This window comes from Bacillus sp. Marseille-Q3570, from assembly GCF_946151055.1.
GTDB lineage: Bacteria > Bacillota > Bacilli > Bacillales > Fictibacillaceae > Pseudalkalibacillus.
The window spans coordinates 301,445-315,436 of the sequence record NZ_CAMGYZ010000007.1; the positions used below are offsets into that span (position 1 = coordinate 301,445).

Here is a 13,992-nt window from a genome sequence, read left to right on the forward strand (position 1 = left end):
GTGCATATCCATGACTTCAAATTTATTTTGGCATCATCAGGATGTACCTAAGAAAGCAAGGCAATTATTGCATGGTCATAAAAGTTTCATCATCTGGTTCACCGGGTTATCAGGCTCTGGTAAATCGACGATTGCGAATCGATTGGATCGGGCGTTATATCGACATAATATCTCAACCTATATACTTGATGGCGATAATATAAGGATGGGGTTGAATAAAGACCTCAGTTTCAAACAAGAGGATCGGGAAGAGAACATCCGGCGGGTCGGTGAGGTTGCCCGGTTGTTCGTAGATGCCGGTATCGTCGTTCTAGCTACCTTCGTGTCCCCATTTCGAAAAGATAGGGAATTTGTCAGGAAGTTAGTCAATAAGGATGAATTCATCGAGGTGTATGTGAAATGTAATTTCGACACTTTGAAAGCACGTGATCCAAAAGGGCTATATGAAAAAGCGCTGAAAGGTGAAATCAAGAATTTCACAGGGATCTCGGATCCGTATGAACATCCTGAAAATCCAGAGATCATTGTTGATACGACGATGATGACACCTAATGTATGTGTAAAACAGATCATGAACTATTTATATAATAACGGCTATTTGAAGAAATCAAATGGATTTGTTAAATGATACTGTTTCCTGACCAACCTACTCGTCAGTTTTCTGGTGACCTTCGTCCTTCATCAGGTCGCTTCCGATTATCATTTGCCCCTCGGAAAGGGAGTGAATTTCGCAAAATCAAAAATAAGGAAACCATATAAAAGTAAAAACCAACATTCCTTTGAGAAGGTGTTGGTTTTTAAAAGCAAATCATCGGTTTGGCTTCCAAGTTACTTTACCGCATGTACTGCAACCTGATTTTTTCGTTTTTGTAAACATATTTGAATTAGTTTCCCTTAATCTCTTCTTTTTAATATGATGATATAATTCGATGACATCTTTTTTATTCAAGTCGCTCACCTCGGTGTTCAGATAATTTATCTTATTCGTACAAGGCGGGAAGGTGTTTTATTTTTAAAAAATGGATTAATGACGTCGTTTTTCTTTTTGTTTGAATGGATTGATTGTAGAGGGAGGCGCTGAAGTTTTTTCTTTAAACGGATTGATTTGTGATGTTACCCCTTTCTTCATATTTTTAAATGGGTCGATCGGTTTTTCATTTCTGTGACCCTGTGAATGTCCACTGGAGGGCATATCAGGCCAGTAATGTCTGAGTTGATAAGATGATAGGAACGGATTGATTGGAACTAAGACCTCTCTAAGAAGTTTTTCATACATCTTCTGTTCCACATCAAATAGTGAATCTGTCGTTTCATGATGGGATGTTTGTAAAATTAAATAAGATAGCCATTCAGTGATATTTATGCCACTGCGAGGATTCCAATATACTTTTATTTCATCCGAGCGCATCTCCGGTGCAAATTGTTTATACACCATATCTGGTACTGAAATGAATGGTTTCATGACAGGGTCGAACTTATAAACTTCATTTTTACACTCTAGTCTCATACTAAGGTCCGGGGTGGATTCCTGGAAAATCGACAATGTCAGATCTGCATGGCAAGGTTGTGTCGTTACTGAAACTTGGGTGTGTTCCAGAGCGCGGATCAACCGATTCAACTCTTTTTTATTTAAACCTATTATGCGGATTGTAGTATCTGCTAATCTACCATTCAATTCATACTTGATGTCATCCCAGCTCAAACCCCAGAAAATAGCTGTTTGCTTCAGGACCTGCAATGCTTCTAAAGAGACCTTACATATTTCTTTTCTATTAAATGAAACGCTGTACACAGCATTCCCCTCCTTTAAAAATAGGCATTAATCTTTGTGTCATTGGTCGTCGTATTCCCATAGTATGTATTGAATCTTCAGTTCATGATGAAGAAAGGAAGGGAAACTATGAGTAAGAAAAAACACGACATACCTAAAGCTGCCAACAGCTTACAGGATGAGTGTATTCGCGTACAGAAAGTGTACGACTGGGTAACCGATGCACTTACCGTTAAAAAGACGGTCTTATTCACTAAAGATCAGCTCAGAGATATAGAAGAAGCGATGGAAGACCCTAGTCGCCGCCCTTTGCGTCTTGTCTGTGAACCGCCGAAAACACATCCTTTGTTCCCTCTTAACAGTGGAAATGAAGATCACGACCATGACCACGAGCTAGGATTCATTTGCGAACAAGTGGGGGAAACACGTGATGTTACGATTTCTACCAATGGCGGTTTCATTGATGCACAGCTAGTCGAGCTGTTAATTAGTACAGATGTTAAAGTACTGGTTGTAGATAGACATGGCTGTGTGGTTACAAAAGCCATCGTCAATGCATCAGTTTTTGAATCTTTTGTGCTTTGCTTCCCTGAAGGAACAGATCTATTCTGCAAAGTATCGAAGATTTTCTGCCGCATTCCATCAGGTACAGTACTTCTTAACACACCAGCACCAGATAGGTTTAATATTGAGATTACATTCTGTCTCGATATCCAGGTAGAAGCAGAAGTCAAACTCGAAGTATTGGCTAAATTCTGTTCGCCAAGAGACAACGATCTTGTTGCAGAAGAAGACATCGAAGATCAATGTCCAAGAGTACAATTTCCACCTCAATGCCCAGGGATCTTCCCAAGACCAAACTGTGATTGTCATGCAGAAGGGGAAGCGAGTGGGGAGACCGGTCCTGATGCTACTGAAGAAGGACGCTTATCAGTTCGGGTAGACATATGCCCAGACTGCAGTTTAGTCGATAGTGAATTGAGAGCTAGCTTCCGGGACACAGATAACGGGGATGGTACACAGAGCTTTGACTTCGTAGCGAAAACATTCGATCAAGAGACGTTATGCTGTGAAGAAACGAAGGATGGTCTGAAACTGATCATCAGCGGCACAGGTAAAGTTGACGGTAAAACGGTTGATTATAATTTTGCAGTAGTCGATAGTGATACGGCTACACTGTTCCAGCTTCAATTGATCAATCATAAGGGTAAAACAATCTTTGATTCTGATGTTGTAACTTCCGATGAAGGTGACATTGAGGTAGAGGATTGTGTAACATTCGACGATATCAAAATGAAGCGATTTTAACAACTAAGAAAAGAGCGATGAGCGAGAATTCTCGCTCTTTTTGTTTTTTTCATGGACTATTGAAACGGTTCTCCCTCATTTTATCCGTTTTATGAGCAACATCATTTGCATCTTGGGCAATTTCAGGGGCAACTTGAGCAATGTTAGTGCCATCTTGAACAATTTGGTGTGCATCTTGTACAATTTAAGTGCTATCTTGTGCAATTTAGTAAAATAGACCCGGAAAAAACCTAAACATGCATATAACCATGAAATGCTAAAAACGGCAAATTTAAAAAGGCTGACCAGAAGCATCAACGTTAAAGATTGATGTTTCGGTCCAGCCTCATTTTGTATACAAACTTTGTTCCGAAATGGTGTCGCTATCTCGTTAGTCGACTTTTCAACAAGCTGTATCAGCTGGGGATCTCTATGCAACTAGAATGGGTTATTTACATATGTCTACCAGCCTATTCCCCCTGATTGGATTACTTCTGAGCAGTGTCTACGTCAACCTCTTCCAAATGCTATATAGTCCAATCCTGCCGACCTGACATCCGACGGTCTTAAACAGTTCCTCGCATCCAATATGATTGAACCCTGCATCACTGCTTTAACTTTAGGCCAATCCGCTTCAATGAAATCTTTCCACTCTGTGGCAACGATCAGGATATCTGCATCCTTGACAGAGTCGTATTGATCCATGGTAGTACGTGAATGGTTCGATGTATTGACCGCAGCAGGATCATAAGCTGTCAATCTTGCTCCTTTTTCATTTAACCTTTCTATTAAACGAAAGGAAGGAGAATCACGTGTATCATCGGTATTTGGTTTGAAAGCAAGCCCCCAGACCGTAATGTTACGATGACTCAGGTCACCAGCTTCTTTTTCCAATAATTCGACATACATATCAACTTGAGAATTATTCACCCTTTCAACCGAATGTAACAGAGAGGGAACGACACCTGTTTCAATTGCAGCGTAACTAAGCGACTGGATATCCTTAGGTAAACAGTATCCTCCATAACCCAGCCCGGCTTTTAAAAAACGGGGCCCGATTCGCGGATCACATCCGAGTGCATCCGCTACAATGGAAATGTCTCCGTTGTACGCCTGACAAATTCGCTGCAATTCATTGATGAAAGAAATTTTTGTGGCAAGGAACGCATTTGATGCATATTTGATCAATTCAGCAGTAACTGGTGAAGTGAAAAAATATTCTGAGGGAAGATACGCATACATTTTTCGGATGAATTCAAGATCATGCGGATTTCTTCCCCCTACAACTATTTTATCTGGATTCAACAAATCATAGAGAGCGGTTCCTTCACGTAAAAATTCAGGATTCGACAGGACTTTGAAGCAGTCTTTCCCATTTCCGGATTCCATGAGCCTGGTCCGGATATACTCATTTGTGCCAGGGGGAACCGTACTTTTGATGATAATTGTTTTCTCCTCATCGTCTTTTGTTGTTAAAACAATACTATCAATGACTTGATCGATATATTTGAGATCGGTTTTGCCTGTAGCACTTGCTGGAGTCCCAACCGTCACAAGAATCACTTCATTATGTTGCAAATGCTTATGAATATCAGTGGAAAATGCAAGTGTACCGCTCTGAAGCTGCTTCTGAAGCAAAGATTCCAATCCATCTTCATGGATGATACATTTCCCGTCATTCAGAGCTTCGACTTTCTCAGGATCAATGTCTACACAGGTAACCTTATGCCCGAAATGTGAAAGCACTGTTCCTGTGGTCAGTCCTACATAGCCGCATCCTATTACACAAATGTTCAATTTATCTCACCCCGTGCTCAGCTCAATCACTTTATATTGTATTTGCCTATGACACATTAGGTGATGAAGGAGGGCTTGAATTTCGATGTTGACAAGCCTTATTTTCATATTCATTTACACTTCATCGTCCACAACCGAATAAGCTATTACATGAAAGATTGAGGAGGAGTAAGCTTTGATCAAAAAAGCAATCGTTCCAGCTGCAGGATATGGTACCAGAAGTCTTCCTATAACGAAAGTTCTTCCTAAAGAAATGTTTCCGATCAAGGGGAAACCTTCCATCCATTATATTGTTGAAGAAGCAGTAGAGGCAGGTATTGAAGAAATTCTGATCATCGTTTCAAAATATAAAAACCTCATCGTCGACTATTTTGATGTTTCCCTCGAACTCGAGGCATTTCTTGAATCCAGGAACAAAATAGAACTGCTTGATAAGTTGACCCTTCCGAAGGTCCATATACAATATACCCGGCAACCTTATGCGCGTGGGCTTGGAGATGCAATCCGATTAGGAAGGTCTTTTGCAGGGAACGACCCCTTTGTTGTGTTGTTACCTGATGACATCATACTCACACGAGGAGCGAACGCAACAAAGCAGCTTATTGATCTTTATCAAACAGTCGAAGCCCCTGTGATTGCACTGAAGTATATAAAAGATGAGCTTCTTCACAAATATGGAGTAGTGGATGTCATGAACCAACAAGATCAACTCCATTCCATCAAATCGATTGTTGAAAAGCCGAAAGTGTCACCGCCATCTAACTTAGCTGTTGTAGGGAGATATGTAATGACTCCGGATATTTTTGATTGTATTTCAACGAAAAAAGATAGCTCTGATGGTGAAATACAGTTTACTGATGCAATAAAAGAACTGATATCATTGCGAACATGTTATGGCTATGAAATTGAGGGTGACCGATTTGATATTGGGATTGAGGAAGAATATGTAAACTTGATCCAATATGTACACCATCTACAGGAACAAAATCAATCCAACTAGGGGGATCTCAGTCAAGCGCCCCCTTGGTTAAATTTAAAGAAAGTATAAAAGGCAACTAAGGCTCAGCCTTCGCCAAAGCTTGGCTTTACCAAGTTTTCTTTATTTTTGATGTTCTTGTAAAGTCTACACTTTGATGAACATAAGATATATGTAAATGCCCTGTCAGGAGGGAGTCTAATGAATTCACAGAAAGAACTGAGCTATGACCGATTAGCTTCCAGAACAAAGTTTTATCAGGAAAAATCATTAGAATTGGAAAAGAAACTTCTGTTTGCTGATGACAAAATAGACCAACTTGAACAACAATTGAAAGAGGCTTTGGAGAATGATGAGTTAGAACGGAACCTGGAATTGAAAGAAAATGAAGTCACTCAATTACAACAAGAAATCACTACATTGAAGCAGCAATTATCCGAATCCAATCTCCAAGCAATGGAAAAGAAAGTGAAAGGATTCGAGGATCTATTAGAAACAATTGAAAAAGAAATCAATGAAAAAGAAAAGCAGATTGAAAGTTACAAATCAAAAATCAAGAGTCTTGAAAAACGAGTAAAAGTACAAAAATATACACCAGAAGATATCGGTACGGAAGCAGAAGAAATAAAACAAGAAGAATATCAGCTTTCCGCTTTTTTCAATTATAGTGTGATTTGCAAAAGTGAGGATTCATTCGTCATCCATGGGAGTTTCAATATGACGAATACAGGTGTAAAACCTTTGGAAAACCCTTTGTTATGTTTCAGATTCCAGCCAGCTGATTATACGAATTTGAAAGGGAAAATCAGTTCATTAGAACAAAGCAACATCGACTCTGAATCGAAAGAATCGATCCAATGGGTTTATTTGGATAACGATTGGGCTAAAGAAGCAAGATCCAGAGGGGAAATATGGGTCGCTTCAATGTATGATTTGCAAATCCCAGTCAACCATACGATCTCACTGTCAGACTTTCAGATTCCCATCCAAAAACAGTTTGAAGATAGTGTCATAGTAGAATCCTTTGTCTATTTCCAAAATGAAGACTATAGAGCGAGGGCAATGAACCAAATTTCCATAAATTTCTGATTCTCTACCCATAAACTCATCATGACCTGCGAATATTTTGAAAATTATAAATACAGGTGTTCTATTCTGGGCAAACAAGGTTTATTGATTCAACGAATGGGTATTTAACTATATATAATGCACTTTTTATTTTTGTAGAAATAAGAAAAGCAGGTGAAAAGATGGGGTATGTACCACCATATGTAGCAGATCAGAAACTGATTTACGGAAGTCGTACAAAGTCTTCCTACATGACAACGAAAATACAGTTACAGCCTGTGGAACGGATTCCATTCAAAAATGTGACGGATAAGAATCAGGACTTCTCTAATCATTACGAGGAAATCAAGGAATCACATGAATCCTTCCAAAAAATTTTATCTGATTTAACAGGAAAAGGACAAAATATAAACGAAGTAATATAGGAAATGAGCTGGCTCCCATAGAGTCATCACTCATTTCCTATTTTTAATGCCTTATTAATACATTATTAAATAAATTGTCTCCTGTTTAATTACAGGTTGTCATTATAGTAAGGCGGAATTTACGACACTCCTGTGGAATAGCGAGCCAGGCGAGACCTATCAGCGAGGAATGAGTAAGGAGGATTGCGGTTCGACCGCGGAAAGGGAGTGAATTCAGCTTAAACCACCGCCAAAGAAATTAGATTGAACATGTTGATTGCTAAGTTATATAGATTGGTGTGATGGACAATGGATTTAATCCAAATTAACCACGAATGCTACTATTTTCAAGGACCCGTCAATGTTGGCTATATCAATCAAGGGGATTTTGGTGTTTTGATTGATACCGGCATTGATCAACAAGTGATGAAACACATTATCAGACAATTAGATGAAAAATCATTACCACTTACACATTTGTTCATTACACACGCGCATGCGGATCATTATGGAGGAGCGAAATTTCTTCAAACAAAAAGGACCATATTGACCTATGCTCCTCAAATTGAAGAAGCTATCCTTCGAAATCCTGTGTTTGAGCCGATGTATCTTTTGCAAGGGAACCGTCCCTTAGATGAGATGCGCAACAAGTTTCTTGAAGCCCCACCAATCGAAGTCGATCATATTGTTTCAGAAGGAGTATTGCTATTCGGATCAATCGAAGTTGAGTTGATTGCATTGCCAGGACACAGCATCAATCAACTTGGTATAAAGGTAGGAAATGTCCTGTATGCAGCAGATGGATACTTTGGTTCCGAGCAGCTCGCTAAACATAAGATTCCATTCATCATTGATGCGGATGCGACGTTGGCGACGATTGAAAAACTCTTATCAATGAGCGGTATCGGGATGGTACCGGGCCATGGTACTTATGAAGAAAACCCTGCTAAAACCCTTATCGAAAACTATGATCATCATGTCTCCATCGTCACGACCATGTATGAAACACTCCAACAGTTCAAGGATGGTTGTAACTTCGAGACCTTCATGAAAGAAATGTGTAGAAATTGGGAGGTCACCTTACCTTCCTTATCCGTATGGTCGCTGTATCGTACCGCTCTTTATGCGTATCTGATCAAAGGGATTGAAGATAAGCGAATCACTTATCAGATTAAGGATTATACTCCTATTTTCAATTTACTAGAAGCTTAACCTATAACCCAATGTTGTTAGCTCCTGCTGGTATTGAAATCCGGCAGGAGTTATTTTTGTGTGGTTCACAAACAGGGTTTAGTCTCAATTGATTCCGTACATACTAAGAAAACTGTAAAGAGGGGGAAAGAATAATGCAGGTATTATCCACAGCAACAGAGTTGTCAGTAGGCTTTCTTGCTTTGTTTCTTATGACTAAAGTTTTGGGAAAAGTATCTTTCGCCCAAATCACTCCCTTTGATTTCATTTCGGCTATCGTTCTGGGGGAATTGGTGGGGAACGCCATTTATGATAAGGAAGTAAAACTTACCTCCATTCTCTTTGCAATTTTTTTATGGGGAGTTTTAATGTATTTTTTCGAATGGTTAACCCAGAAGTTTCGAGGTACAAGAAAGTTTCTTGAAGGAAGTCCTTCCATTGTCATCCGGGATGGAATGTGTGATAAAAAGGAAATGAAAAAGAATAAACTCGATGTGAACCAGCTTCAAAATTTGTTACGTCAAAAGGATATTTTTTCTGTTAGGGAAGTCGCTTATGCAATTGTTGAAACTGACGGTTCCGTAAGTGTAATGCGAAAACCTGAGTACGAAACTCCGACACTTTCAGATATGGGTCTTCCACAAAAACCCGTCTACCTTCCCTTCACTTTTATCAATGACGGGAAAGTAGATTGGGAAAACCTGAAAAAAGCTGGATTTGATGAAACATGGCTGAATAAGACGCTCCATAAACACCAAATTGATCATTATGAAGACATCTTCTATATGGAATGGAAACAAGATGAGGGTGTTCATATCAATAAAATGCCTCCAACGGCTGATCAAAAATAACAATTAAAAAACGACCTTTAGAGGTCGTTTTAAATTTCTTTTTTCATCGCTACATGCGGTATTCCTGCATCCATAAAGATATCGGAATAAGTAAGATATCCGAGGGATTTGTAGAAGTTTTCAGCGTGAGTCTGTGCATAGAGGACGAATTTTCTACAGTCCTTATCGGCAGCAATCCGTTCTAACCCCTGCATCAGCTGTCTCCCAGCGCCTGTACCTCTGTACTCCTTCAAGACACAAACTCGTTCCACCTTACCATAATCCTCTACAAACCTTAAACGTGCTGCGCCGATCGCTTTTTGGTCATCATTATAGAGGACAAAATGAATGGATTCGGACTCGAATTTGTCTATTTCTTCTTCCTCAGGCACATTCTGTTCGAGAATGAATACTTTTTTTCGTACAGAAAAGGCTTCATCCATTTGTAGGTCGTTTTTCACAACTTCCACTTTCAATTTGATCAGCGGACCTTTCCTAGATGGAAGGTTTCATAGACAGTCCAGGAACCGTTTTCTAGTTGGTATAACAATTGAAAACGATCAACCTCTTCCGTATGATCGATATCCATCATTTTAAGAGATTCAAGAACATCATGATGCTCTTCGTCTGAAAGCTTTTGAGCAAGTGTGATATGAGGTACGAAGTTATACGGGCGTTCACTGTATAATTCTTCTTGATGCAGCTGTTCATGCAGCTTCGTTAACCTTTCATCTTCTTTTACTTTAAAATAGATGACATTATTGACTGGATGGAATGATCCTACCTTATATACATTTAAAGTGAAAGGTTGGATATTATCAGAGATTTCATGGATTTGTTGAGCTAATTCTTTCATTTCATTTTCGTCCTCGACATGGAAAGGTTCTTTTAACGTCAAGTGAGGAGCGATCAATGCATAGTGAGGATCATAACGCTTACGATATGAATTTACCAGATCTTGTAGTTTTTTCGATGGGAAAATCGCAATGCCGTATTTCATAATTACCCTCCTCTTACTAGATAACAATCATGTTGCTTGTCGAACTTAATCTATTATAGCAAATTTTCTTACTATTTCATACTAATACAAAGTCTCATTTTTTCGGTGGCATTAGTCTGAAAACATGAATTTCAAGGCTTTTGGAATGTCCGGTTGCCAAAACTTCCAACTATGTCCGCCATCAAACTCTTCGTAATAGTAGTCAAATGCACGTTCAGAGAACAACTGATTCAATTCTCGATTCGGTTCGATGAAATTTTTCACCTGTCCATTAGTCGTTTCGACATCCGTTTCTTGCTTTCCTGCCACATGATAAACGGAGAGAAGAGAAGGGTCCTTCAATTCAGAAACATCCTTCAGGACTGCATCATCAACATATGGTGACTGCAAAATGACTTTCCCAAATGTCCTCGGATAAGCTGTTGCTGTCTGTAAAGAAACAGTAGCCCCGAGAGAATCGCCGATCAGCACTCTGGCACTGGCGAGTTCGAGAGTTGAATACTCAGCTTCGATGAATGGAACCAATTCATTCACCAGAAAACGGATATATTGAGATTGCTGTTCACCTGAGGGATGATATTTCTTCCTGCGGTCATGTACGTCCTTATATGGAATTCCAACGATGATGAATTCATCGATTTCACCATCTTCAAACAATTCTTCAGAAGTGCGTGCGAGCCTGCCTAATCTGAAGTAGTCATCTCCATCTTGTGCAATCAACACGGGGTATCTTAACAACGGGGTATAGGAAGGAGGAAGATAGACAAGCAATTTTATTTCTTCTTCTAGAACTTCACTTTTGATGAATCTATCTTCTGTCGTTCCTTTTTGTTTCATATCCAATCATCCTCCATATACGTTAAACACATTTTTAATATTTAAAGATAGTATAAATAGTTTCTTCATTATAAGTGCAACTAAGGCTAAGCCTACGCAAATGCTTGGCTTAGCCAAGTTTTCTTTACACTTGAAGAAAGTACAGAAATACTTTCTTCAGTATAAGTGCAACTAAGGCTAAGCCACGCTAAAGCTTAGCTTAGCCAAGTTTTCTTTACCTGAGATACATTCTATCATAAATGATATAATGATTATAAGTGTATGAAAAGGAAGTCATAGAGAGAGGAGACCGACTATGAAAAAACGGATTCACAGTAACGAAGTGAAAACTGCAACAATGAACCTTTTGAAGGAACGAGGGGTCAGTTTGATGGATGTTGCAGAGATCGTTTATGATATGCAGAGTCCATATGCTCCTGGATTGAAAATGGATGATTGCATTGAAAGCGTTGAAGCTGTACTTGAAAAAAGAGAAATGCAACATGCCCTGCTAGTCGGAATTGAATTAGATAAACTAGCCGAACAAAACAAATTATCTGAGCCGCTTCAATCGATTGTAGAAACAGATGAGGGATTGTTTGGTATTGATGAAACCATTGCGATGGGAGCGGTCTTCGGGTATGGAAGTATCGCGATTACGACGTTCGGTCATCTTGATAAGCAGAAGGTTGGTATCATTGAGAAATTGGATACGAAACGAGGGAAGGGTGTCCATACCTTCTTAGATGATCTCGTCGCCAGTCTAGCTGCTAATGCATCCAGCCGACTCGCACACCGCATAAGAGATCGTGAAGAAAACCTGAAAGAAGACGAAATCCGTAAGAGAGACGAAGAAGAGAGAATCGGTTGATAAAGAAAGGTTGACCTTAGCAATGATCAGGTCAACCTTTCCTTTACATTTAAAGAAAGTATAAATACTTTCTTCAAGGGCAACTAAAACTCAGCCTGCGCTAAGGCTTGACTTTGCCAAGTTTTCTTTAAAACATTTTAAAAAGTCATTGACAAAATAATTGATTATACGTATAGTAATACTTGTCCGTAAAAAAAGTTCCCACACAGTACGATCCGTTAGCTCAGTTGGGAGAGCGCCACCTTGACAGGGTGGAGGTCACTGGTTCGAGCCCAGTACGGGTCACCATACATAGTAAACCAAGGGTTTAGCCCGTTTATGAATTTACAAAAATGTAGTGCTCGTAGACATAATTGCCACAACAAGCTAAGACCATCTTACAAAAAAGTAAGGTGGTCTTTTTTGGTTATGTTAATTAAATTTGCAATTCAGGATTTTTTTTTCGAGAGTTTAAGAATGTAACTCCTAAAACGCTGGAAATTACAAAGGTATCCTAAAACAGTTTGAAGGTTATTGTTAAGAAAATGACTTACTCAATATGGAAGATATCAATTCAAATAACATCAAAAATACATTCTTTATTGTCAAAAACAAGGTAACAATCCAACAACGACTAATTCCAAACTTTTATCACGTTGCTTTATTCGCCTACAGTAATTCAGCATTGTTTAATGTGGTAATCGGTAAGAACATCGATTTTAACGTCTTCTCTTGCCTTTTGAACCTTCTTAGCAGGATTCTTTTCAATAACTTCAAATTTCACCATATAGTTAAAAATAGCTCTAATTCGTTGCAGCCTTCTATGCCTATAGCAGTTATCGAATCATAATTAAATTGTTAGCAACTGGACTTAAACTTTCTGAATTGTGTTCTCTACTTTGGACAGATATAAATTTCAAGGAAAATATTTCTTAAACCGATTGCTTATTATTTTGCATTTTGGAAAAGAATTTCTCAGAACTGTATTTTGAGGATCTATTTGAGATGGATTTTGGATATTTGAATAAAACTCTTCCCAATTGGCTTGAGGATGTTTTTAAAGTTTTTTTCATTTAAGTACACTTGTCTTCGAATGAGTATATATTTTTTTGAAGGGAAAGCATTAAATTAATCATGTGTTACGAAAAATTAGACTTAATTGATAAATTAAAGATTTATCAAGCGATTGAAGGGATTAATCAGACGGTTTTAAGGAGAAGACTGGGGATTAGTCAGGCGTATTGCGATAAGGTTTTGAAAAGGTCTTTAGGCCGTCAAGTGAATTGCAAGTACGTATACATAATTTAAACACCTCCAACTTTGTCTATATATGGTAGAATATAGATATATAGGTTAGAGTTGGGGGACAATATATGACCGATAAAATTAAATTAGAAGATTACTGTAAGGAATTACTTAGGGACAGAAAAAATAGATCACTTCTTAAGTATAGTGAGGCATCTAAAGAATTACATAAAATACATAAATTAGCTTCAGATCACCTTGATAGTAATGCAGCAACTATAGATTATGCTTTAGAAAAATTATCTGAAGATGAAATTAATTTATTTAATGATATGTTACAAGGAATAATCAGTTTATGTAAAGATGAATGGGTAGGAGATTCAAATCCTGTAGAAATAATAGAAGATGAAACATTAAGAAAGAACTGTTCTTTATGTAATCAACCTAATAATAAATGGGTATTCAACATAAAAAATAAAGTCAATGGAATTAAAATGAATGTTGGCAGTTCTTGCATCGGACAATTTCCTACAATTGAATTAGCAAAGAATAAAACACGTTCTCAACTTCAAAAAGAAGCTGAAAAACAGTCTCTTTTACAAGAGTTATCCCTTGAGTTTCATGGCATAAATAGAATAATGGAAAAATGGAATGATCAAATAGATTTATATGAAATTTTAATTCCAAACTCATTAAGAGTTCCATATTTAGAATTCGGAGGAAATCTTAAGGAAACAATAGATGAATATACTAGTAA

The 13,992-nt window shown here is 38.3% G+C and carries 13 protein-coding genes, 1 tRNA gene and 1 pseudogene; 10 read left to right on the forward strand and 5 right to left on the reverse strand.

Annotation, left to right across the window (positions count from 1 at the left end):
• The first annotated feature begins 10 nt into the window (after positions 1-10).
• A complete protein-coding gene (gene cysC / locus N8M93_RS13570) occupies positions 11-628 on the forward strand; it encodes an adenylyl-sulfate kinase (RefSeq protein ID WP_261132656.1) in 618 nt (205 codons plus the stop codon).
• Between the two features lie 396 nt (positions 629-1,024).
• Here the strand turns inward: cysC and N8M93_RS13575 are convergent, their stop codons facing one another.
• Complete coding sequence (locus N8M93_RS13575; RefSeq protein ID WP_261132658.1) at positions 1,025-1,792, reverse strand: hypothetical protein; 768 nt, start codon at positions 1,790-1,792, stop codon at positions 1,025-1,027.
• A 108-nt stretch (positions 1,793-1,900) separates the two neighbouring features.
• Between N8M93_RS13575 and N8M93_RS13580 the strand changes: the two genes are divergently transcribed.
• Complete coding sequence (locus N8M93_RS13580; RefSeq protein WP_261132660.1) at positions 1,901-3,079, forward strand: hypothetical protein; 1,179 nt, start codon at positions 1,901-1,903, stop codon at positions 3,077-3,079.
• Between the two features lie 489 nt (positions 3,080-3,568).
• Here N8M93_RS13580 and N8M93_RS13585 read toward each other — a convergent pair whose 3' ends face one another.
• Positions 3,569-4,855 carry a UDP-glucose/GDP-mannose dehydrogenase family protein gene (locus N8M93_RS13585; protein ID WP_261132662.1) on the reverse strand — a complete coding sequence of 429 codons (1,287 nt, stop codon included), beginning with the start codon at positions 4,853-4,855 and terminating at the stop codon, positions 3,569-3,571.
• Positions 4,856-5,030: 175 nt separating this feature from the next.
• Between N8M93_RS13585 and N8M93_RS13590 the strand changes: the two genes are divergently transcribed.
• From N8M93_RS13590 to N8M93_RS13610, 5 genes are all read left to right on the forward strand, one after another.
• Positions 5,031-5,855 (forward strand): UTP--glucose-1-phosphate uridylyltransferase, encoded by an 825-nt coding sequence (locus N8M93_RS13590; RefSeq protein ID WP_261132664.1) that lies wholly within the window; start codon positions 5,031-5,033, stop codon positions 5,853-5,855.
• 177 nt (positions 5,856-6,032) lie between these two features.
• A complete protein-coding gene (locus tag N8M93_RS13595) occupies positions 6,033-6,920 on the forward strand; it encodes a hypothetical protein (protein ID WP_261132666.1) in 888 nt (295 codons plus the stop codon).
• 161 nt (positions 6,921-7,081) lie between these two features.
• Positions 7,082-7,324, forward strand: coding sequence for a hypothetical protein (locus N8M93_RS13600; RefSeq protein ID WP_261132669.1), 243 nt, complete (start codon positions 7,082-7,084; stop codon positions 7,322-7,324).
• A gap of 288 nt (positions 7,325-7,612) precedes the next feature.
• Positions 7,613-8,515 carry an MBL fold metallo-hydrolase gene (locus N8M93_RS13605; RefSeq protein ID WP_261132671.1) on the forward strand — a complete coding sequence of 301 codons (903 nt, stop codon included), beginning with the start codon at positions 7,613-7,615 and terminating at the stop codon, positions 8,513-8,515.
• Positions 8,516-8,649: 134 nt separating this feature from the next.
• On the forward strand, positions 8,650-9,345 hold the full coding sequence (locus tag N8M93_RS13610; protein WP_261132673.1) for a DUF421 domain-containing protein: 696 nt from the start codon (positions 8,650-8,652) through the stop codon (positions 9,343-9,345).
• 29 nt (positions 9,346-9,374) lie between these two features.
• Here the strand turns inward: N8M93_RS13610 and N8M93_RS13615 are convergent, their stop codons facing one another.
• From N8M93_RS13615 to N8M93_RS13625, 3 genes are all read right to left on the reverse strand, one after another.
• Positions 9,375-9,800, reverse strand: a complete 426-nt coding sequence (locus N8M93_RS13615; protein ID WP_261132675.1) for a GNAT family N-acetyltransferase — start codon at positions 9,798-9,800, stop codon at positions 9,375-9,377.
• A gap of 5 nt (positions 9,801-9,805) precedes the next feature.
• Complete coding sequence (locus N8M93_RS13620; RefSeq protein ID WP_261132677.1) at positions 9,806-10,324, reverse strand: YjcG family protein; 519 nt, start codon at positions 10,322-10,324, stop codon at positions 9,806-9,808.
• Between the two features lie 111 nt (positions 10,325-10,435).
• Positions 10,436-11,161: an esterase family protein gene (locus tag N8M93_RS13625; RefSeq protein WP_261132678.1), complete on the reverse strand. Its 726-nt coding sequence runs from the start codon at positions 11,159-11,161 to the stop codon at positions 10,436-10,438.
• Between the two features lie 295 nt (positions 11,162-11,456).
• Here N8M93_RS13625 and N8M93_RS13630 point away from each other — a divergent pair, with 295 nt between their 5' ends.
• The 3 genes and pseudogenes from N8M93_RS13630 to N8M93_RS13640 all read left to right on the forward strand — a co-directional run.
• Positions 11,457-12,011, forward strand: coding sequence for a phosphatidylglycerophosphatase A (locus tag N8M93_RS13630; protein ID WP_261132680.1), 555 nt, complete (start codon positions 11,457-11,459; stop codon positions 12,009-12,011).
• Positions 12,012-12,223: 212 nt separating this feature from the next.
• Positions 12,224-12,299, forward strand: a tRNA-Val gene (locus N8M93_RS13635).
• Between the two features lie 1,064 nt (positions 12,300-13,363).
• Positions 13,364-13,992 (forward strand): annotated as a pseudogene (locus N8M93_RS13640) (hypothetical protein); the annotation flags it as partial.